Origin of the sequence: Methylocapsa aurea (assembly GCF_000746085.1) — a bacterium.
GTDB classification, from domain to species: Bacteria; Pseudomonadota; Alphaproteobacteria; order Rhizobiales; family Beijerinckiaceae; genus Methylocapsa; species Methylocapsa aurea.
In genome coordinates, this window is sequence record NZ_JQKO01000008.1 from 148,103 (window position 1) to 168,407 (window position 20,305).

A 20,305-nucleotide genomic window follows, 5' to 3' on the forward strand; every position below is an offset into this window, starting at 1 on the left:
GCTGCGGAGCCTGAGTCCGGAACGCTGCGGACTTTTCGATAAGATCATGCGCTAATCATAAAGTGCATATCCCAGAACGGATGTGAATTTGACCGACCTTACCGATCTCACCCTCGCCGAAGCCCGCGACGCCTTGGCGAAAAAGAAAATCTCCGCGCTCGATCTCGCCAATGCGCAGATCGCGCAAATCGAACGGGCGCGGGCGCTCAATGCTTTCGTCACCGAGACGCCCGACGTCGCGCGCGCCATGGCCATCGAGTCCGATGCGCGGATCGCCAGGGGAGAGGCGGGCCCGCTTGAGGGCATGCCGCTGGGGATCAAGGACCTCTATTGCACGGCCGGCGTGCAGACGACGGCGGGCAGCCATATTCTCGAAGGCTTCACGCCGGCCTATGAATCGACGGTCAGCGCCAACCTCTGGCGCGATGGCGCGGTCATGCTCGGCAAGCTCAATCTCGACGAATTCGCAATGGGCTCGTCGAACGAGACTTCCTATTTCGGCCCGGTGATTTCGCCCTGGCGGCGGCAGGGGGCGAATGCTGCGCTTGTTCCCGGCGGCTCGTCGGGCGGCTCCTCCGCGGCGGTCGCGGCGCATCTATGCTTTGGCGCCACAGCGACGGATACTGGCGGCTCGATCCGGCAGCCGGCGGCCTTCACCGGAACCGTCGGCATCAAGCCGACCTATGGGCGCTGCTCGCGCTGGGGCATCGTCGCCTTCGCCTCGTCGCTCGATCAGGCCGGGCCGATCGCGCGGACGGTTCGCGACGCGGCGATCCTTTTGCGCTCGATGGCCGGCCACGATCCCAAGGATACGACTTCGGTCAATGTTCCCGTGCCCGATTACGAGGCCGCAGTCGGACGGTCGATCAAGGGCATGAAGATCGGCATTCCGAAGGAATACCGGCTCGACGGCATGTCGCCGGAAATCGAGAAGCTCTGGGATCAGGGGATCGCCTGGATGAAAGAGGCGGGCGCCTCGATCGTCGAAATTTCGCTGCCGCATACGCGCTACGCCTTGCCGGCATATTATATTGTGGCGCCGGCCGAGGCCTCCTCGAATCTCGCGCGCTATGATGGCGTGCGCTACGGTCTGCGGGTTCCCGGCAAGGACATTGCCGACATGTATGAGAGCACCCGCGCGGCGGGCTTCGGCAAGGAAGTGCGCCGCCGCATCATGATCGGCACCTATGTGCTGTCCGCCGGCTATTACGACGCTTATTATGTGCGGGCGCAAAAGATCCGCACCTTGATCAAGCGCGATTTCGAGCTTGCCTTCGCCGATGGGGTCGATGCGATCCTGACCCCGGCGACGCCTTCGGCGGCCTTCGGCCTTGGCGAAAAAGGCTCGACCGATCCAGTGGAAATGTATCTGAACGACATCTTTACCGTCACCGTGAACATGGCGGGCCTGCCCGGCATCGCCGTGCCGGCGGGGACGTCGAGCGAGGGCCTGCCGCTTGGGCTGCAAGTCATCGGCCGCGCCTTTGACGAGGAGACCCTTTTCGCGGTCGCCGGCGCGATCGAGCAGGCCGCGCCGAAGGTCGCGCCGCCGCCGAAATGGTGGGCGGTTGGGGAATAGGGAAGCGATTGGGATTGCGAGAGAGAGCAAGATCATGAACACGCATGCAAAACCCTCCAAACTCATCAAGGGCGCGACCGGCGATTTCGAAGTCGTGATCGGGATGGAGATCCATGCCCAGGTCACGTCGCGCTCGAAACTCTTCTCCGGCGCCTCGACGGTCTTCGGCAACGAGCCCAACGCCAATGTCTCGCTGGTCGACGCCGCCATGCCGGGAATGCTCCCGGTCATCAACGAGGAATGCGTGGCGCAGGCGATCCGCACCGGGCTCGGTCTTGAAGCGCAGATCAACCTTCGCTCGGTCTTCGATCGCAAGAATTACTTCTATCCCGATCTGCCTCAGGGCTATCAGATTTCGCAGTACAAGAGCCCTATCGTCGGCGAGGGCGTCGTCATCGTCGATGTCTCGCCGACCGAGCAGATCGAGGTCGGGATCGAGCGGTTGCATCTCGAGCAGGACGCTGGCAAGTCGCTGCACGACCAGTCGGCGACGGAGTCCTTCGTCGATCTCAACCGGTCTGGCGTCGCGCTGATGGAGATCGTCTCGAAGCCCGATATGCGCTCCTCCGACGAGGCGCGGGCCTATGTCACCAAGCTGCGCACCATCCTGCGCTATATCGGCTCCTGCGACGGCAATATGGAGCAGGGATCGCTGCGCGCCGACGTCAATGTGTCGGTGCGCCGGCCGGGCGAGCCCTTGGGCACGCGCTGCGAGATCAAGAACGTCAATTCGATCCGCTTCATCGCTCAGGCGATCGAGGTCGAGGCGCGCCGCCAGATCGGCATCATCGAGGATGGCGGCAAGATCGATCAGGAAACGCGGCTGTTCGATCCGGTCCGCGGCGAGACCCGCTCGATGCGCTCCAAGGAAGAAGCGCATGACTACCGCTATTTCCCCGATCCCGATCTCCTGCCGCTCGAATTCGACCAGGACTATGTCGACGCGCTCAAGGCCGAATTGCCGGAACTGCCGGACGCCAAGAAGGCCCGCTTCATCAAGGACTATGGCCTGCCGGCCTATGACGCCGGCGTCCTCGTCGCCGACAAGGAAACCGCCGACTATTACGAAGCCGCAGTCAAATTCGGCGGCGCAAGCCGCGACGCCAAGCTGGTCGCCAACTGGATCAGCGGCGATGTCGCGGCCTATGCGAATACGCAGGGGCTTTCGGTTGCGCAGACGCATATTAGGCCAGGGCAGATCGCGGGGATCGTCGACCTCATCGCCGACGGCACGATCTCCGGCAAGATCGCCAAGGACGTTCTGGCGATCATTATCGCCGAGGATAAGGATCGCGTCAGTGGTTCGCTTTCCGCGATTGAGGGCTCGGATACGGCTGCCATGTCCGGCAGTGTCAGCGACCCGCGCGCCATTGTTGAAGCGCGCGGAATGAAGCAGGTCACCGACACAGGCGCGATTGCCGCCGCCGTCGATGCGATCATCGCGGCCAATCCCGACAAGGTCGCGCAGGCGCAGGCCAAGCCTTCGATGCTTGGCTGGTTTGTCGGCCAGGTGATGAAAGAGACCGGCGGCAAAGCCAATCCGCAAGCCGTCAACGAGCTCTTGAAAAGTAAGCTCGGCATCTAGCATGCAAAAGCAAATCGCGAATCACGTGAGTGATTCGCGAGCCGCGCGTCAATTCGAGCGCTGGCCATGCCGCCGCGCCGCGCTTTTTTTCTCTTCGCACGAATTTTTTTTTGTCGTTGAACAGGGTCGCTGATTGGCGCCGCGCGATCTCTCTGCGCAGTCCGTAGAGCCGCCGCCATTCTGCTTCGATCTCATTCGCGCGGACGCACATGAAGCGTCGCGAAGATATCCCAAACGATCGCAACGCGACCGCGTTTAGAGGCAAGCCGCACAACTTGCGCCGCCCTCGAAAAATCTAACAGAGCCTTTAAAAAACAAAGACTTTCAAATCAAGCAATGGGTTTGAGAAAAGCCAACCGTGATCCGTGCGCATGTGATCGCGCGGCGCTCGCGAGCATCTTGGTTTCGATCGAGACCGATGCATGCCGCGCATCGAATGCGCCGGACAAAGAGAAATGTTCTTGGCGCAGCTGAAGGACGCGCGCGCCATTGCGCAACGCGCTTGCGATGCTTTGTTCGCGCGCCTTTGCGAGCTTGTTGAAGCAACGCCTCTTGCACGGCTGATTAACAACGCTACGCTATGCAAGCCTCTAGTCGGCGCAACAAACCGGCTGACAAAATAGCAGAGGGGAGTCCGAGCATGGTGAAGGCAACCACCAAGAAAGCGCCCGCGAAAAAAGCCGCGGCGAAAAAGACCGCGGTGAAAAAGGCCGCGCCGAAAAAGGCGGCGACAAAGAAAGCTGCTGTCCCGAAGGCCGCCCGCAAAGCGGTGACGAAAAAGACCGTGACTAAGAAAGTCGCCGTGAAGAAAGCGGCCGTAAAAAAGACAGCCGCAAAAAAGACAGCCGTGAAAAAGGCGCCAGTCAAGAAGACAGCCAGCAGGACCGTCGCGACAAAGGCCGCCAAGCCGGCGGTGCGCAAGGCGCCCGCCAAGAAGGCCAGCGTCACTAAGGCCGCGGTCAAGAAAGTGAGCGTCAAAAAAGTGGTCCGCAAGGTTGCTCCGCGCAAACCCAAGGCGCCGCCGCCAGTAGCTCCGGAGTCTGCTTGACGACGGACAACCACGCGTCGGACGAGATGGTGACTTGCGCCACGACAATGGAGATGGCCGGCAATGACGCTCCCGCCTTGCGTTCATGCGTGAACACGGCCTCGCGCCGCCGGCTGTCTCCCGCTTTCTTCCAGGTCGCGCAGTTCTCTCCGGGAGTGGATGAGGCGTTCCCGCGGGGATGAGAAGGCGGCATTCGCGACCGCGTTTCGCCCTTTGCGGCGTCGGCCGAAGATGCGAGGCAATGTTCATCTTGAGCAGACGATGAAAAGGGCCTTGGCGCCTAGCGGGCGGGAGTCTGCGTGACTCTGCGCTTGCGATTTAGCGCCGCCTCTTAACGGCCCAGGAGCAAGCGCCTTCAAGCGGAGTCAACGTGCTCTCTAAAATTTTTTCATTTGAGGCATAATCGCATCCAACAGCGCCGTAGCGTTTGAAATCATGCTCTACCGGGCAAGACAGACTTGTGCGAAATCGCGCCAATTCCTGTCTGTCGCGGCTCCCGACGCTTTCATTTCCTGCCATTCGAGGCCGCAAGCATGCATCCGCTCCCTTGACGCGGCCGGCAAGTTTCGCGGCAAGGCCGGCGCACTCGGCGCTGGCGCTGTGGCCGGGGGCGTTAATGGCGTAGTCGGAACTGACGGCGCCAAAGCAGGGAGATTCGCGGTTGAAGGGACGGCGCCGAGGTTTGGAGGGCGCGCCGGCGGCAGGGGCGCCGTAACGGGAAGCTTCGTCTTGCTGGAGTCGCCTGGGGTTTGAGCGAGAGTTGGCGCCGACATGGTCGCGGCGAGGCTGAACGCTGCGATGACGCGGGCACAGGCAGAGCCACCGCCCGAGCGTTTTCGAACGAAGCAGACGCCGGTTCGCGCTAAGAAAATGCGACAAAATAGAGAGCCAGAGCTACTTTCCGATTCTAAGGAATCTGAAAGCGCGCAAGCGCGAGACCGCGAATGCACGAGCATTCCTTTCATGGTGTTCGAACGCATCCTGTCCACATTACATAAGTCCGATTGATCCCGAATCGGAATTTCGCGCTTCCAAGAGAGCAGGTTCGAGCGGCGTTTCAGGGATCGGAAAGCGCTCAAGAGCCTTGCTGTCCCGCCAATCGTAGGCTTGGCCGCTCCGGTCGCAAACGGCCTCCAAGGAAGTTGGGATCAGAGGCGCTGGCTGGCCGATTGCCGATTCGGCTTTCAATGCGCCGGCGCAGGGCTGGCGGAGACGGAGGGATTCGAACCCTCGATAGGGCTTTACAACCCTATAACGGTTTAGCAAACCGCCGCCTTCAGCCTCTCGGCCACGTCTCCGAACATGCAGGAACGGCTATTTTGGCCGTCGCCCAGATGATGTTCGACATATGCCCGAGCCTCGAGCCGAAGGCAAGGCCCTCTGCGACGGCCAGCGTCAGTCTTCCAGTTGCAGCAAAGTCACACCCGTTAAGCGAGTGCTAGGAGGCGCTTAAAACACGTTTTACCGAACGCGAAGCGCAGCTATTGTGCGTTTGCGAACGGGGGCCAACCCGATCGTGACCCGGATAGAGCGCCCATTGGCGGCCAAGGCCGTCTGGTTTATAATTTGTTTTAATCCGGGGCAAAGAGGGGATGCGGGGAATGCTTGCCAAACACCATCGCCGTGAAGCCATCCTGGGATGCGCCTTTTCCGCGACGGCCGGCAGACCTCATCCGATTGGGTCTTTACAACGGAGATTAGAGATGAAGCTCGTCAAGGGCCTTTTACTTGGATCGGCTGCGGCCCTGGTGAGCGTGGGAAGCGCCCAGGCTGCCGACCTTCCGACGCATAAAGCCGCGCCGGTTGAATATGTCCGCATTTGCGACGCTTACGGCGCCGGTTTCTTCTATATTCCCGGCACGGACACCTGTCTGAAAATCGGCGGCATGGTGCTCGGCGAATTCCGCGGGTTCAACCCGTCCTACCAAATCTCGGGCGCGAGCTTCTATGGCCAGGGCACGCGGCGCCAGCAGACGGTAAACGGCTTCGCCTTCAATGGTTATGGACCATCCGCGGGCCAATATACCAACCATCGCGAGCGTGACGCCACGCATTTCAACGCCTTGGGCCGCGTCGAACTCGACGCCAGAAATGCGACGCCTTGGGGCACGTTGCGCGCGTTCCTGCGCGTCGACTCCTACTGGGGATCGGGCGGCAACTCATCGACCGGCGCTCTCGGAGGCATCGCCTTCAACACGACCGCGGCGAACAGGCAGGCGCGCGAGACGACGATCATCAACAAGGCCTTCATTCAATTTGCCGGCTTGACCGCAGGCCGCGCCCAATCGATGTTCGATTTCTACGCGGACGCCTATAACTTCGCCGGCTTGCGCGGCTCCAACGCCACTGTCGGCTTGCTCTCCTATACGGCGACCTTCGGCGGCGGCTTCTCGGCGACGCTGTCCTTCGAAGACCAGGCCTCGCGTCGGGCTGCGGTCCTCAGCACGCTCGCGAGCCTGCCGGGACAGGACCCGCTCAATATCGGGGGCATCACCGCGAGCTCTTTCCAGGGCAATCCGGGGGGAGCGCGGGTTCCGGACATTGTCGGCAATCTTCGCTATGACGACAAATGGGGCTCCGTGCAAGTCTCGGCGGCGGCGCATCAAGTCAACGCCAGCCTGTTCGCGAACACTGCCACGGCGAACCCGCCGACGGCCGTTTCGACCTATGCCTATCCGGCCTTGACGAGCAATTCCTACGGGTTCGCGGTGCAGGGCGGCATTAATTTGAAGATGGATTACCTGGCGCCCGGAGATCAGCTCTGGTTGCAGGCCGCCTATGAGAAAGGCGCCTACGGCTATATCGCCGGCAATAACCTCGGCTTCAATTACAACGCCGTCAACGCCAACAGGTTCTATGGCGCCGGCTTCACGCCGATGGACTATAGCTATGGATGGGATCCGCAGATCAATGCCGACTGCGTTTTCACCGCCAGCGGCTCGTGCGAAAAGCAATGGGGCTGGGACGTCACCGGCGCATTCCGCCACTACTGGATCCCGACTTTGAGTTCCTCGCTGTTCGGCTCCTATCAGGAAGTCCATTATTCCGGCAACGCCCTCGCCGGTTTCGGCGGCGCGGTGGGCGTCGCCAACCTCAAAGAGTCGCGGGTCGGCACCAATCTCGTGTGGACGCCGATCAAGGGCTTCAATATCGGCACCGAGTTCATGTATATCCGTCTGGAGCAGACGCGCCCGGTTGGTCTCGCTCCGGATTATGGAGTGGGCAGCCTGAGCAACGCCGGCTTGCCGACCTTCCGGCCGGTTCAAAGCGAGTATGAAGGGCGCCTGCGCGTTCAGCGCTCTTTCTGACCGTCCAAGGGCATCCTCAGGATCTTTTCCTGACAACAATATTCTAGATGAGAGCCCGGCGTCGCAAGCGCCGGGCTCTTTTTGAATAGGGTGCTTTCGAGTGAAGTGGATGCGGGTTCGCGTTAAAGAAAATGCGATAGAAGAAGGCGTTAAATCTGCTTTCTGATTTCTTCCGGATCCGAAGGCGCGCGAGGGTCGCGGCGCGCACCGGCATCAAATAAAAAAAGCTCATTCCTGTTTCCAGAAAAGAGCTTCATGAATTTATTTCCTGTAATGCGTAAACGTAGGCTGGGAGTTCCCCTACGTCCGTCCAGGCCTCGCCCGGCGCTTCGCGTCAGCGATCGCCGAGGCTGCCGCCGGCGTCGGCCAGCGCGGCGCCGACTTCAAGACCGAGATCGTCCATCGTGGTTTCCTCGACGACGTTCATCTCTTCGCCCTTTGCCTGACGTTCGGCCTCGACTGCCGAACGGGCGACATTGACGCTGATCGACGCGACGATTTCCGGGTGCAGATGCACCGGAACTTCATGCAGCCCAATCGACTTGATCGGCGTCCGAAGCACGATCTGATTGCGATTGGCGCTGAACCCGCCCGCGCTGATCGCATCGGCGATATCGCGTGGGGACACCGAGCCGTAAAGATGGCCCGTTTCACCCGCTTGGCGAATGACGACGAAGATCTGGCCGTTGAGCTTTTCGGCGATGGCGGCGGCTTCGTTCTTTGATTCGAGATTGCGCGTCTCGAGCTGGGCGCGCTGCCCTTCGAACCGACTCTTATTCGCCTCGGTGGCGCGCAACGCCTTCCCGCCGGGCAGCAGAAAATTACGCGCGTAGCCATCCTTCACGCGAACCGTATCGCCCATCTGCCCGAGTTTGGCGACGCGTTCGAGCAAAATAACTTCCATTGCAAATATCCTTCAGGGTTGTTTTCAAAGCTTTGAAGCGGCCGCCTTCGCCTTGCGCTGGCGCAGGGAGAAGGCGGCCTCGATAAGGCCGATCAAGGTGAGTAGGATGAGAGGCCACGGCATCAAGAGGATGATCGCGAAATAGATTGCGATCAGCAGCGGCGTCCGGATTCGCGCGCCGCGCGATAAGTCATGCATGACAGCGAGGCCTTGCAAGGCGAAGCCCATGCCGAGGGCGGCGGCGACGATGGCGCTGATGAGGCCAGGCAACGCGCCCAAGAAAGAAGCGCCGACCGCGGTGGCGAAGACCAAGGCGTACATCCGAGGCAATTGCAATTCGCGCGCTATGTCGGGCCAGGGACGCGGTAGCCGGCCCGAAACCTCCGCAACGCGTCCCGCCAGCCACAGGTTGGCCATCAGCATCACAAGGCTCGACGCCGCCATCGCAGGCGCCGCCGCGAGCACAATGAGCCGCGCAATCGCGTGAAGATGGATCCCGGCCGGCAGACTGGGATTTTCGCCGACGATGCGCTCCAGGACGGGCGTCACCTCCTTCACGGCGCGCTCTATCACTGCTTCAAGCGGGCCATGACGGAAGGTGACGTAGATCGCGGCGGCGACGGCGATCGTGGCGGATATGGCGACTGCATAGGTCAATATCCGCTCAAGCGGAAAATACTCCCGCGCAAAAGACCTTGCCGCCGCCGAACTTATCGTCCAGGGCGCGTTGCCCTTTATCCGGCTCAATGCGGCGAGAAAGCTCAGCCACAAAGCGGGCAATCCAAGGCTGAGGGCAAAGATCAAAGCCGCGAGGCCCGCTTCGTCGACGCCTCTGGTCCAGGGTCCATGCCGCATCTGTGCGATCGCGAGCGCAAAGACCGTGACGGAGGCGGCGATGGCGGCGCCGATGCCGGCAGTGCGTCCGAACCCAAGCATCGCGATCATGATTGGAAGCGGCGAAAGATAGGCGAGCGCCGTGGCGAGGAAGGTCGCCTGATGCGTGAGGCTGAATAAGACCCCCGCGGCGATTCCGGCGCCGGCCGCGACGGCGTAAGGCTTGCCGCGTGTTAAGAAGAACTGCGTCCTCATCATGCCCTGCTGTCCCGCTGGTAACGGCGGTTAGGGGCGGGTCGGAAACCTGCGCCTCCGCTCGTCCCAACAAAACCATCCGGCGCTCCCGGATGGCGATTGAATATGCCCGGTATTGGACGGCAAAACCCTAGAGCATTTCCCGTCTTGGAGAAAGATGCTCTGGACCGGCCGCCGCTTGCGCGGCGATCAGGCAGAATATTCATGCGGCGGCCAAGCGAGGAGGGCCGCCCCCGACAACGAAGCAGATCCGAACAGAAACCTAACGCGCGCATCAGAGAGAATGCGCGCTTCCAGGTTCAGCGGATCACATAAGGCAGCAATCCGAGAAAGCGGGCGCGTTTGATCGCCTGCGCGAGTTCGCGCTGCTTCTTGGCCGAAACCGCCGTGATGCGCGAGGGAACGATCTTGCCGCGCTCGGAAATATAGCGCGACAGGAGACGGGTGTCCTTGTAATCGATCTTCGGCGCGCTCGGACCCGAGAAGGGGCAAGTCTTGCGGCGGCGAAAGAACGGCCGGCGGGGCGCTGCGGGAGTGACCATCAGAAGCCGCCTTCTTCGTTCGAGATCGATTCGTCGCGGGGGCGTCTCGGGCCGCGATCGCCACGGTCCGGCCTCGGGCCGCGCCCGCGATCGCCGCGGTCGGGACGGTCGCCGCGATCGTCGTCATCGCGCTTGCGCATCATCACCGATTGGCCCTGTTCGAGCGTCTCAACCCGGATCGTGATAAAGCGGATAACGTCCTCATTGATGCTGATCTGCCGCTCCATCTCGGTGAGCGCGGCGGCCGGAGCATCGATGTTCAGCAGCGAGAAATGCGCCTTGCGGTTCTTCTTGATCCGATAGGCGAGGGACTTCACGCCCCAATATTCCACCTTCTCGATCTTGCCGCCGAAGGATTCAATGACGGTTTTCATTTGCTCGGTCAGCGCTTCCACCTGCTGGGCGGAAATATCCTGACGAGCAAGATAGATATGCTCGTAAAGAGCCATGGTTCTTGCCTTTCCCAAATGATCGCGCTGCTTCGGCGCAGAGCCCTTCGAGCCCTGGAAAGGCTCGAGCAGACAAACGAAGGCGGAGACAGTGGAAAACGGATCGAAAAGATCCTGCCCGCCTGGGCGAGCTTCCCGTTTAGCCCCCGGCCGAAGCCGCGAAACGCGCGTTATACCCGGATTTAGCTCATAAGCAAGGCGCGTTCGAGCGCTACGCAGCGATTTGCCGCTAATACATCTGTTTAGCTTGCTTCGGCTCGGCGCCGCAGGGCGCAGCCGGGTCGGCGAGCCTTGCGTCAGGCGCTTCAAGAGCCGCAGGCGCCGATCCTCCGGAAATCCTGCGCCAAGCAAAAAGGACGTCTTGGCTGACGCGGCTTGCCGCGGTCAGATGCAGGGGCCCCATTCGCCGCTGGCGTAGACGCGCCAGGATTTCAATCCGGCCTTGGCGACGACGATCCGGCCGGTCTTCGCCATCGCGACAAGATGCTTGAAGACAAGCGGCGTGCGCCAGGCTAGCGGCTTTGCCGGGTCGCAAACCGCGCGATATTCATCGCTGTCGGGATCTTCCATCAAGATCGCGCCGACCCGATCCGGCCGTAATTGGGAGCCAAGGCCGCGGTCGCCTTTCCAGAGACATTCGTAGTCGCGGCAAATGTCCGGACGGGTCGCATAGACGCCGCAGCCGCCGCCCGCGCGGCAATGTTCGCACAACGCGCCGGCAGGCTTCGCCAATTGCGTGATCTCCAGCGCCTTGCAGCAGAAGCTACAGTCGCCGCAGGCTTTTCCGGGAATGGCCAGCATTGAATTCGCGCCTCGCGATCGTCCTTGATTCGCTAGAGCATATTCCGAACAGATTGGTTCAATCTGTTCGACGAGAATATGCTCAGATTCTTTAGGGCTGGAGCGATTTCTGATCAATCGAATGACTCCATTCGATCGGAAAGCGCTCGAGGATCATATGTTGATCTGGCGACGCGCCGGCGCAAGCGGAATCGAAATTAGGGAGCCGAGGTCCCCGACTGCAATCTTTGGGCGATCATTGGCCATGCGACTTGGAGCGACGCGTCTGGCTGCGGCTTTGAACGCGAAGCGGCGGCGAACCCGGTTTGGGAGTTCGCCGCCGCCAAGTGGGATTGGAAGTCTGCTTAGTACCGCGCGACGACCGGAGCGGCCGGGCCGCCGAACTTATAGGTCAGGCCGATGCGCGCGGTCTGCAAGGTTTCCTTTGCCGTGTGATTTGGAACGGTCGTGCCGAAGAGGACCGGAAGAGGGCCATAGGCCGCGTCATAGAAGCTCTTCGTGCCCCAGTTGTAATAGCGATATTCGGCGCGGGCCGTCCAATTGTCGGTCAGGGCATATTCGAGTCCAGCGCCGACATCCCAGCCAGGCGCGCTGGAAATGAAGTAGCGCGGCGAGGGACTTCCGGTCTGAAGCGAGTGACGGATGTCGGCATAAGCGAAGCCGCCGATGGCGTAGACCAGCAGGCGATCAAAGGTGAAGCCGACGCGAGCGTCGACGGACCCGAATTGGCGAATTGAATTTGTCGCGCTCGCGAAGGGATAAAGCGCGTCATTTCCGGTTATCCCGGAAAAATTATACTCCGCCTGCAGGCCAAGGACGAGCGGCCCAGTCTGGATATTATAGCCAAGGTGAATGCCGCCAAAGACGCCGCTGCTCTGAAACGTTTCAGAAAGAGCAAAAAAGGCTGGGGCGTAGGGAACGGTGTTGATTGTGGTTTGGCCCCATCCGCCGCCAACCTGCACGCCGAAATAAGCGCCTGTCCAGGTGAATGCTGGCGGCGGCGGCAGCGGCTCCGGCGCGCGCAACGGAAGGTCCGCCGCCAATGCCGTTGCTCCAGCCGTAAGACAAATCCCGGCCAGTGATGCGATCAGGCGGCGCAAGAATGCTTGGTTCATGGACTTATCTCCCCGTCATTGTTTGGTTTGCTGTCGCGATAGTGTTCGTTGCTGTTCAGTCTTATCACCGCGACGCGGCGCGACAAGCTGACGACAAGGAAAATGCTGCGCTTTTGGCGCTTCTGGATGTGCAATTCCGGGACATGTTGCATTTATGTAGCGAAATCGACGGGTCGGGCCATCGCCGGGCAGGACCGGGCGCGGCCGAAGGTCGCCCCTTGCCTGTCCGAATGCGCCGCCGCATCGCCTGATGGCCGCAAGGTCTCCCTTCGCCGCTGGGCTTGTCTCCTTGTCGAATCTCTCTCTCGCTTGGAAAGGGGGTTGGATGCCCTTTGACCGCATGCGCCAGGCGCCGGCGCTTCGACTGTCGGATGAATTTGCGCGCGCGCCGCTTGACTCGCGTTTCCGGCAATGCGAGTCGCACGGTTCTGAAAAAAAGCAACAATGTGGGATGGGATGCTCAAGGCTTTCATTTTTCCCGGACAAGGGTCTCAATCCGTCGGTATGGGCAAGGCTTTGGCGGAGTCGTTTCCGCAGGCCCGCGCGATTTTGGCGGAAGTCGACGAAGCGCTGGGGCAGAATCTGTCAGGGCTGATGTTCGCGGGTCCGCTCGAGGAGCTCACCCTGACCGCCAATGCGCAGCCCGCGTTGATGGCGGCGAGCTTGGCGGCCATCCGCGTGCTCGAAGCCGAGGCTGGATTGGATCTTTCCAGGGATGCTGCGTTTGTCGCCGGCCATTCGCTTGGCGAATATTCGGCGCTGGCGGCGGCCGGCTCCTTGAGCGTCGCGGCGGCTGCGAAGCTGCTGCGCGTGCGCGGCAAGGCGATGCAGGATGCCGCGCCTCAAGGCGCGGGGGCGATGGCGGCGCTGCTCGGAATTGATTATGAGGCCGGCTTGGCGATCGCCCGGCAGGCCTCCGAGGACGCCGGCGGTGAGGTCTGTCAGGTCGCCAATGACAATGGCGGCGGCCAGATCGTCGTTTCTGGAACCCAAGCGGCGGTCCAACGCGCGATTGAGATCGCTAAGGGGAAAGGCGCCCGCCGCTCGATTCTGTTGCCGGTGTCGGCGCCGTTTCATTGCGCCTTGATGCAGCCTGCCGCCGAGGCTATGGCGGAAGCGCTGGCGAGCGTCCCCATCAAGCCTCCCTGCGTTCCGCTGGTCGCCAATGTGATCGCCGCGCCGGTGACCGACGCCGAAGAAATCCGCCGGCTGCTGGTCGACCAGGTGACGGGCGCCGTGCGCTGGCGCGAGAGCGTCGCCTTTATGGCAAGCAGGGGCGTTTCGCTGTTCGTCGAATGCGGCGCCGGAAAAGTCTTGTCCGGCCTCATCAGGCGCATCAGCGAGACGGCGGTGGGCCTTCCGGTCGGAACGCCGGCCGATATCGCGCTTTATAAAGATCGGGATAAAGGTCAGGCCTCGAACGCGGCCTGATCGAAAGGACGCGCCATGGCCCGGCCCAAATCTCGGATTTGGAGCGGGCGAGGGTGGAGCTATCTGCGATTATTTGTTGCCGTCGGCGCCAAAGCCAAAGCCGCATCGGCGGCCTTCTGGAGTCTCTTCATGTTCGATCTTTCCGGCAAGACCGCCCTCGTCACGGGCGCGAGCGGCGGCCTCGGTCAGGCCATCGCCCGCGGCTTGCATCGTCGCGGCGCGATCGTTGGATTGTCAGGGACGCGCAGGGCCGCGCTCGATGAACTCGCCGCCGAACTCGCGACGAATGTCCATATTCTGCCCTGCGATCTTGCCGATAAGGCCGCGGTGGAGGCGCTCATTCCGGCGGCCGAAGCCGCGATGGGCGGCGTCGACATTCTCGTCAATAACGCCGGCGTGACGAAGGACAATCTCTTCATGCGCATGAAGGACGAGGAGTGGGAGAGCGTTCTTTCCGTCAATCTCACGGCTGTCTTCAGACTTTCCCGCGCCTGCCTCAAAGGCATGCTGCGCAAGCGCTATGGACGGATCATCGGGATCAGCTCGGTCGTCGGCGTGACCGGCAATGCGGGACAAGGCAATTACGCGGCCTCGAAGGCGGGCATGATCGGAATGTTCAAGAGCCTCGCCGCCGAAGTGGCGAGCCGCAGCGTGACCGTCAATTGCGTCGCGCCGGGCTTCATCGAAAGTCCGATGACCGACGTCCTGAACGAGAAGCAGAAGAGCGGGATTCTGGCCCAGGTGCCGATGGGACGGCTTGGAACCGGCGCCGAAGTCGCCGCGGCCGTGGTCTATCTGGCTAGTTCGGAGGCCGCTTACGTCACCGGCCAGACCTTGCATGTTAACGGGGGAATGGCAATGATTTGAGCGCATTAAGGCGGCGCTCCGGCGCTCCGCGGAGGCTCTCGCCAACGTGATTGAAGTATGTTACCAGACATCGTAAAGCAGTAGGGAAGCAATCTTTGCGGGGATGAAAGAGCAAGGTCCTGGACTTTGCTCCCCGCCGCGCTCATACGGACTTGCGGACTAGGTCCTTCAAGTCTTGTGCATCGCGGCGCCCACCCAACACAGCGCATCGATGTCGGCCTATGTCGGCAAAATAGTGAGGACGAGGATTAAACGACCATGAGCGATGTCGCCGCGCGCGTAAAAAAGATTGTCATAGAGCATCTCGGTGTGGATGCGGATAAAGTCGTCGATAACGCCAATTTCATTGAGGATCTCGGCGCCGATTCCCTCGACACCGTTGAACTCGTGATGGCTTTCGAGGAAGAATTCAGCGTTGAAATTCCCGATGACGCCGCCGAGACCATCGTGACGGTTGGCGATGCCGTCACCTTTCTCGAGAAGGCGACAGCGGCTTGAGCTTTGGGCTCGGCCGGTCCGACGCAAAAATCCATTCCAAAGCCAATGCTTTCGGTAAGCGCGAACGGGGCCGTCAAAGACGGCTTCGGCGCTGGGCGACATATTGACCAGGTCCTGAGATGCGAAGGGTAGTTGTTACCGGTCTCGGCATGGTTTCGCCGCTCGCTTGTGGAGTCGAGCCAACCTGGACCCGCCTGATCGCGGGTCACAGCGGCGCTCGTCTCATCGATGGGTTCGACACATCCGATCTCGCCTGCAAGATCGCCGCGCCGATCCCGCGCGGCGATGGCAGCGATGCGACCTTTGATCCCGACCAATGGATGGAGCCCAAAGAGCAGCGTAAGATTGACGATTTCATTCTTTACGCTGTCGCAGCGGCGACTCAGGCTCTCGCCGACGCGAGCTGGAAGCCGGTCGCCTACGAAGACCAGATCAGGACCGGCGTTCTGATCGGTTCAGGAATCGGCGGTCTTGGCGGCATCGCCGAGACATCGATCACTTTGCATGAGAAGGGCCCCCGAAGGGTCTCGCCCTTTTTCATCCCTGGCCGCCTCATCAATCTTGCGGGAGGCTATGTCTCCATTCAGCATGGTCTTCGCGGTCCAAATCATGCGGTTGTCACCGCATGTTCGACGGGCGCTCATGCGATTGGCGACGCCGCCCGCCTGATCGCGCTCGATGACGCCGATGTCATGGTCGCCGGCGGCGCAGAATCCGCGATCAACCGGATCGGCATCGCCGGATTTGCCGCCTGCCGCGCCTTGTCCACCAATTTCAACGACCGGCCGACCCAGGCCTCGCGGCCCTACGACAAAGACCGCGACGGGTTCGTGATGGGAGAGGGCGCCGGTTGCGTCGTCCTTGAATCCTACGATCACGCCAAGGCGAGGGGCGCCAGGATCTATGCCGAGCTTGTCGGCTACGGCATGTCCGGCGACGCCTATCATATCACCGCGCCGCAACCCAGCGGCGACGGCGCCTTCCGGGCCATGGCCTCCGCCGTCAAGCGGGCCGGCATCTCTCCATCCGACATCGATTATATCAACGCCCATGGCACCTCGACGCCGCTCGGCGACGAGATCGAACTCCAGGCGGTTCAAAGATTGGTCGGCAACGGGGTGAATTCGCTCTCGATGTCCTCCACCAAATCGGCGATTGGGCATCTGCTCGGCGCCGCGGGCGCGGTCGAGGCGATTTTTTCGATTCTGGCGATCAGGGACCAGATCGTGCCGCCAACGCTTAATCTTGATAATGTGTCGGTGGAGACAAGGATCGATCTGGTGCCGCACAAGGCGCGCGAGCGGAATGTGGAATTTGTCCTCTCCAACTCTTTCGGTTTCGGCGGCACCAACGCCTGTTTGATTTTCAAGCGCGCGGAATGAGCGCGGGGATAAAATTGGCGCCGGATCGCATATAAGATCTCCGCGCGATCCCGAATTCGCCACATTTTTCCGGCCGGATGGATAATTAGCCGGAAAGGGCTTACCTCTTCAGCGCGTTTGGCGCAAAAGCCGAACCGCGATTTGGGGAATTCTAGGCAATGGGCGGGATGCCTCCAGAAACCGACCGGAACAATGGCGCGGACGGATCCGATCGCTCCCGCGCGGGCGGCCGCTTTGCAGGCCACAGAATGACGCCGCAAAGTCCGAACGAGGCGCTGCAGCCGGAAGCTGCGCCTCCGCCGCCTTCGATTCCGCCGAGCCGGCGCCGGCCGGTGCTCTCCGCCATTAGCGGCTTTTTGTCGTTTCTTCTGATCGCCGCGATTGCCGGCATGTTCGGCCTCGTCTGGAGCCAGCAGCGGCTGCGCGCGCCGGGGCCGCTGGCCGCCGACAAGGTGCTCTATATTGCGCCGGGCTCCGAGGTGCCCGACATTATCGCGGAGCTCGATCGAGAAGGAATCATCGATAGCCCCTTCGCGCTCAATGTCGCCCTTGTGCTCGAAGGCAGCCGCTCCAAGGTCAAGGCTGGCGAATATCTCTTCAAGCAGAACGCCAGTTTGCGCGACGTGATGGATACGCTGGTCAATGGCAAGCAGATTCTCCACGCGATTACGATCCCCGAGGGGCTGACCAGCGAGCAGATCGTCGAGCGGTTGCGCGAAAGCGACGTCCTTCTCGGTGACATCAAGGATGTGCCGAAGGAAGGCAGTTTGCTGCCGGAAACCTATAAGGTCGCCCGCGGCGCCTTGCGGGCGGATTTGATCAAGAAAATGCAGGACGATCAAAAGAAAATCGTCGATCAAATCTGGTCGCGGCGGGCGAGCGACCTCCCGCTGCATTCGCCGCATGAACTTGTGACTTTGGCCTCGATCGTCGAAAAGGAAACCGGCAAAGCGGACGAGCGAACGCGCGTCGCCAGCGTTTTCATGAACCGGTTGCTCAAGCGGATGCGGCTTCAGTCCGACCCCACCATCGTTTACGGTCTTGTTGGCGGCAAGGGCCCGCTGGGCCGAGGGATCTCGCGGGCTGAACTCGAAAAGCCGACGCCCTACAATACCTATGCGATCGACGGTCTGCCGCCGGGGCCAATCGCCAATCCGGGCCGCGCCGCGCTCGACGCTGTGGCCAATCCCTCTCGCACGCAAGACCTCTATTTCGTCGCCGATGGAACCGGGGGGCATGTCTTTGCCGAAACGCTGGATCAGCACAGCCGCAATGTGCAGAGGTGGCGCCAGATCGAGAAGGACGCCAAGGAGAAGCTAGAAAAACCGGCGTCCGACGTCGACAAGCCTGCGCCGGCCGCAGCGCCAGCCGGTCCGGCGCGCGACCAGAGGGGCGCTCTCGAAGCGCCGCCGGCTTCCGTCTACGGCGCCCTTCCGGCGTCGGTTGGACCAGCCGCCGCGCCGAACCTTCCGCCGCCTTCCCTTTCAAATAAGACGGCGGTTTCTGCGATCGCGAAGGCGGCGCCCTTGACCCCCGCCGCTGGTCAGGCCTCAGGCGGCAAAGGCAAGGCGGGCGAGGGCGCAAAGAAAGCGACCTCATCGCTTAGCGCTTTCACGATGGGACCGGGCCTCGAGGAGCTCGGCATCACCGTGCAGGGGTTTCCTCCCGCGTCCGCCGCCGCGATGCTCGACGGGCCGATCGGCCAATCCGAGGACGACGAAGCGTCCGCAGGCTCCGCGACATTCGCGGTGTCGCCCAAGCGCCGCGCGGAACAGAATGCGCGCGCGGCGCGGCTCGGCCTCGCGGAGGGGGCTGGCGATCCGCAGCAAGAGTTCGACGATCCCGGAATGATTGGCGAGGCGCGGCCGCCGGCCATTCAGCACGCTGGGCCAGTGCGTATTTATGACGCATCGGAAGGCACGCCGCTCGATCCGCTTCGCGACAAAACCTATGATTTGAACTACCCGAAAACCGTGCCGGGGCTGAAATAAGCCTCCGGATCGAAATCCGCGGGCGCGTTGGCGCAGGCCTGCTTCGCTGGGGCTAATCGCGAGAGGCGGCGCATCCATGCCGCCCTATGTCAGACCGCGGTCCCGTACAGATCATAGGCGCTGGCCTTTTCAATTTTCACGGTGACGATGTCGCCGACTCGCAATGGTCGCTTCGAGGCGATGTGAACCTTGCCGTCGATGTCCGGCGCATCGCCTTTCGTGCGTCCCTCGGCGGAGCGCGGGGTCGCCTGGTCGATGATGACAGGCAGGCGCTTGCCGACCTTTTCGTTCAGTTTGCGCGCGCTGATGGTCTGGCTATGCTCCATGAATCGCCGGTAGCGGCTCTCCTGAAGCTCTGGCGCGACAGGCTCCAACCCGAGCGAATTGGCGGCGGCGCCTTTCACTGGCTCATATTTGAAGGCGCCGACTCGGTCGAGCCGCGCTTGGCCAAGCCAATCCAGCAGGAATTTGAAGTCTTCTTCCGTCTCGCCGGGGAAGCCGAGGATGAAGGTCGAGCGAATCGTCAGATCGGGGCAGAGCGCGCGCCATTCGCGAATCCGCTCCAGCATCTTCTCCTGATCGCCGGGGCGCTTCATCGCCCGCAGGACGGTCGGGCTCGCGTGCTGAAAAGGGATGTCGAGATAAGGCAGAATCCTGCCCTCCGCCATCAGTTCGATGACCTCGTCGACATGGGGATAGGGATAGACATAGTGAAGCCGCACCCAGATTCCGAGCGATCCGAGCTCTCGCGCAAGATCGATGAATTTCGTCCGCACGGCGCGGTTGTGAAAAGTGCTTTCGGCATATCTGAGGTCCAGTCCATAGGCGCTGGTGTCCTGCGATATGACGAGGAGCTCCTTGACCCCGGCGGCGACAAGCGTTTCGGCCTCGCGCAACACTTCTCCGGCCGGCCGCGACACAAGGTCGCCGCGAAGTTTCGGAATGATGCAGAACGAGCAGCGGTTGTTGCAGCCCTCGGAAATTTTCAAATAGGCGTAATGGCGCGGCGTGAGCTTGACGCCTTGGGCCGGCAGCAGATCAAGAAAGGGATCGTGCGGCGGGGCTATGGCGGCATGGACCGCCTGCATGACCGATTCGAAATCCTGTGGACCCGTGATCCGAAATAGGTCTGGAAACTTGGCGAGAATCGCGTCCGCTTCCGCGCCCATGCAGCCGGTGACAATGATTTTGCCATTTTCCGCCGCAGCCGCGCCGATCGCCGCGAGCGATTCGGCCTTGGCGCTGTCGAGAAAGCCGCAGGTGTTGACGATGACCGCAGCGGCGCCGCCATGCGTCCTGGTCAGTTCGTAGCCCTCCGCCCGCAGGCGGTTGAGTATCTGCTCGCTGTCGACCAGCGCTTTTGGACAGCCTAGCGACACAAATGAAATTTTCGGGGCCGGCGCGCCTTCGGCGGCGCTGGAAACGGGATCTGCGTGGGTCTGATCGAAGTTCATGCGAGGTTGCTTGGCATGGGCGAGGGGCGCTATGCAAGCGAAAGCGAATCTCCCCTCATTGAGGGCGATGCCCCCCGGCCTCGCGTGACGTTTCAAAGTCTCAGCAGCCAAAAAGAGAGAGGCCATCTTCATCATCAAGAGTTTTTTTTCATCTGTCCGTTGCGGAAGTTGGGGGATGATACGCTATTGACAGGCTATTTAATCAGAACAACAATCAACACCGACTTGAAAGATGCATCCCATAGTTGAGGCTCTGGGATGC

17 protein-coding genes and 1 tRNA gene are annotated in these 20,305 nt (G+C 61.6%); 10 read left to right on the forward strand and 8 right to left on the reverse strand.

The genetic code is table 11. The features are described from left to right. The first annotated feature begins 88 nt into the window (after positions 1-88). The 3 genes from gatA to DL86_RS19155 all read left to right on the forward strand — a co-directional run bounded on the left by gatA (position 89) and on the right by DL86_RS19155 (position 4,212). A complete protein-coding gene (gene gatA, locus DL86_RS06295; protein WP_036259605.1) occupies positions 89-1,579 on the forward strand; it encodes an Asp-tRNA(Asn)/Glu-tRNA(Gln) amidotransferase subunit GatA in 1,491 nt (496 codons plus the stop codon). A gap of 34 nt (positions 1,580-1,613) precedes the next feature. After that, positions 1,614-3,164: an Asp-tRNA(Asn)/Glu-tRNA(Gln) amidotransferase subunit GatB gene (gatB, locus tag DL86_RS06300; RefSeq protein WP_036259399.1), complete on the forward strand. Its 1,551-nt coding sequence runs from the start codon at positions 1,614-1,616 to the stop codon at positions 3,162-3,164. A gap of 640 nt (positions 3,165-3,804) precedes the next feature. Continuing rightward, the gene (locus DL86_RS19155) at positions 3,805-4,212 is read left to right on the forward strand and encodes a hypothetical protein (RefSeq protein WP_084572739.1); all 408 of its coding nucleotides are present in this window, start codon (positions 3,805-3,807) and stop codon (positions 4,210-4,212) included. A 1,204-nt stretch (positions 4,213-5,416) separates the two neighbouring features. Here DL86_RS19155 and DL86_RS06320 read toward each other — a convergent pair. Beyond that, positions 5,417-5,510 (reverse strand) — tRNA-Ser (locus DL86_RS06320). A gap of 405 nt (positions 5,511-5,915) precedes the next feature. On the opposite strand from DL86_RS06320, the gene DL86_RS06325 reads away from it, so the two are divergent. Then, positions 5,916-7,520 carry a porin gene (locus tag DL86_RS06325; RefSeq protein ID WP_036259406.1) on the forward strand — a complete coding sequence of 535 codons (1,605 nt, stop codon included), beginning with the start codon at positions 5,916-5,918 and terminating at the stop codon, positions 7,518-7,520. A 334-nt stretch (positions 7,521-7,854) separates the two neighbouring features. Here the strand turns inward: DL86_RS06325 and rplI are convergent, their stop codons facing one another. From rplI to DL86_RS06365, 6 genes are all read right to left on the reverse strand, one after another. Beyond that, positions 7,855-8,424, reverse strand: coding sequence for a 50S ribosomal protein L9 (gene rplI, locus DL86_RS06335; RefSeq protein ID WP_036259412.1), 570 nt, complete (start codon positions 8,422-8,424; stop codon positions 7,855-7,857). Between the two features lie 24 nt (positions 8,425-8,448). Continuing rightward, on the reverse strand, positions 8,449-9,516 hold the full coding sequence (locus DL86_RS18640; protein ID WP_051952823.1) for a hypothetical protein: 1,068 nt from the start codon (positions 9,514-9,516) through the stop codon (positions 8,449-8,451). A 296-nt stretch (positions 9,517-9,812) separates the two neighbouring features. Continuing rightward, positions 9,813-10,055: a 30S ribosomal protein S18 gene (gene rpsR / locus DL86_RS06350; protein ID WP_036259419.1), complete on the reverse strand. Its 243-nt coding sequence runs from the start codon at positions 10,053-10,055 to the stop codon at positions 9,813-9,815. After that, positions 10,055-10,504 (reverse strand): 30S ribosomal protein S6, encoded by a 450-nt coding sequence (gene rpsF / locus DL86_RS06355; RefSeq protein ID WP_036259422.1) that lies wholly within the window; start codon positions 10,502-10,504, stop codon positions 10,055-10,057. The genes rpsR and rpsF overlap by 1 nt, the downstream gene beginning before the upstream one ends. 384 nt (positions 10,505-10,888) lie before the next feature. After that, a complete protein-coding gene (locus tag DL86_RS06360) occupies positions 10,889-11,305 on the reverse strand; it encodes a hypothetical protein (protein WP_036259609.1) in 417 nt (138 codons plus the stop codon). 344 nt (positions 11,306-11,649) lie between these two features. After that, entirely contained in the window at positions 11,650-12,420 is a 771-nt protein-coding gene (locus DL86_RS06365; protein WP_036259425.1) for an outer membrane protein, read from the reverse strand. Between DL86_RS06365 and DL86_RS06370 the strand changes: the two genes are divergently transcribed. From DL86_RS06370 to mltG, 6 genes are all read left to right on the forward strand, one after another. Further along, on the forward strand, positions 12,408-12,671 hold the full coding sequence (locus tag DL86_RS06370) for a hypothetical protein (protein ID WP_156964502.1): 264 nt from the start codon (positions 12,408-12,410) through the stop codon (positions 12,669-12,671). The genes DL86_RS06365 and DL86_RS06370 overlap by 13 nt on opposite strands. A gap of 205 nt (positions 12,672-12,876) precedes the next feature. Then, a complete protein-coding gene (gene fabD, locus DL86_RS06375; RefSeq protein WP_036259431.1) occupies positions 12,877-13,851 on the forward strand; it encodes an ACP S-malonyltransferase in 975 nt (324 codons plus the stop codon). 129 nt (positions 13,852-13,980) lie between these two features. Then, positions 13,981-14,718, forward strand: a complete 738-nt coding sequence (fabG, locus tag DL86_RS06380; protein ID WP_036259611.1) for a 3-oxoacyl-[acyl-carrier-protein] reductase — start codon at positions 13,981-13,983, stop codon at positions 14,716-14,718. Between the two features lie 258 nt (positions 14,719-14,976). After that, entirely contained in the window at positions 14,977-15,216 is a 240-nt protein-coding gene (locus DL86_RS19165; protein ID WP_036259436.1) for an acyl carrier protein, read from the forward strand. 119 nt (positions 15,217-15,335) lie between these two features. Beyond that, complete coding sequence (gene fabF, locus DL86_RS06390; RefSeq protein ID WP_036259439.1) at positions 15,336-16,598, forward strand: beta-ketoacyl-ACP synthase II; 1,263 nt, start codon at positions 15,336-15,338, stop codon at positions 16,596-16,598. A gap of 167 nt (positions 16,599-16,765) precedes the next feature. Further along, entirely contained in the window at positions 16,766-18,589 is a 1,824-nt protein-coding gene (gene mltG, locus DL86_RS06395; protein ID WP_245276273.1) for an endolytic transglycosylase MltG, read from the forward strand. Between the two features lie 89 nt (positions 18,590-18,678). On the opposite strand, the gene rimO is transcribed toward mltG, so the two are convergent. Next, entirely contained in the window at positions 18,679-20,043 is a 1,365-nt protein-coding gene (gene rimO, locus DL86_RS06400; RefSeq protein WP_036259614.1) for a 30S ribosomal protein S12 methylthiotransferase RimO, read from the reverse strand. Positions 20,044-20,305 lie beyond the last annotated feature (262 nt).

Excerpts from the sequence above, each read along its gene's own strand:
- DL86_RS06370 (WP_156964502.1), top strand. The coding sequence starts at position 12,408 with ATGCTTGGTTCATGGACTTATCTCCCCGTCATTGTTTGGTTTGCTGTC.
- gatB (WP_036259399.1), top strand. The coding sequence starts at position 1,614 with ATGAACACGCATGCAAAACCCTCCAAACTCATCAAGGGCGCGACCGGC.
- DL86_RS06365 (WP_036259425.1), bottom strand. The coding sequence starts at position 12,420 with ATGAACCAAGCATTCTTGCGCCGCCTGATCGCATCACTGGCCGGGATT.
- fabG (WP_036259611.1), top strand. The coding sequence starts at position 13,981 with ATGTTCGATCTTTCCGGCAAGACCGCCCTCGTCACGGGCGCGAGCGGC.
- fabF (WP_036259439.1), top strand. The coding sequence starts at position 15,336 with ATGCGAAGGGTAGTTGTTACCGGTCTCGGCATGGTTTCGCCGCTCGCT.
- rplI (WP_036259412.1), bottom strand. The coding sequence starts at position 8,424 with ATGGAAGTTATTTTGCTCGAACGCGTCGCCAAACTCGGGCAGATGGGC.
- rimO (WP_036259614.1), bottom strand. The coding sequence starts at position 20,043 with ATGAACTTCGATCAGACCCACGCAGATCCCGTTTCCAGCGCCGCCGAA.
- rpsR (WP_036259419.1), bottom strand. The coding sequence starts at position 10,055 with ATGGTCACTCCCGCAGCGCCCCGCCGGCCGTTCTTTCGCCGCCGCAAG.
- DL86_RS18640 (WP_051952823.1), bottom strand. The coding sequence starts at position 9,516 with ATGATGAGGACGCAGTTCTTCTTAACACGCGGCAAGCCTTACGCCGTC.
- DL86_RS06360 (WP_036259609.1), bottom strand. The coding sequence starts at position 11,305 with ATGCTGGCCATTCCCGGAAAAGCCTGCGGCGACTGTAGCTTCTGCTGC.
- DL86_RS19155 (WP_084572739.1), top strand. The coding sequence starts at position 3,805 with ATGGTGAAGGCAACCACCAAGAAAGCGCCCGCGAAAAAAGCCGCGGCG.
- DL86_RS19165 (WP_036259436.1), top strand. The coding sequence starts at position 14,977 with ATGAGCGATGTCGCCGCGCGCGTAAAAAAGATTGTCATAGAGCATCTC.
- fabD (WP_036259431.1), top strand. The coding sequence starts at position 12,877 with ATGCTCAAGGCTTTCATTTTTCCCGGACAAGGGTCTCAATCCGTCGGT.
- DL86_RS06325 (WP_036259406.1), top strand. The coding sequence starts at position 5,916 with ATGAAGCTCGTCAAGGGCCTTTTACTTGGATCGGCTGCGGCCCTGGTG.
- mltG (WP_245276273.1), top strand. The coding sequence starts at position 16,766 with ATGCCTCCAGAAACCGACCGGAACAATGGCGCGGACGGATCCGATCGC.
- rpsF (WP_036259422.1), bottom strand. The coding sequence starts at position 10,504 with ATGGCTCTTTACGAGCATATCTATCTTGCTCGTCAGGATATTTCCGCC.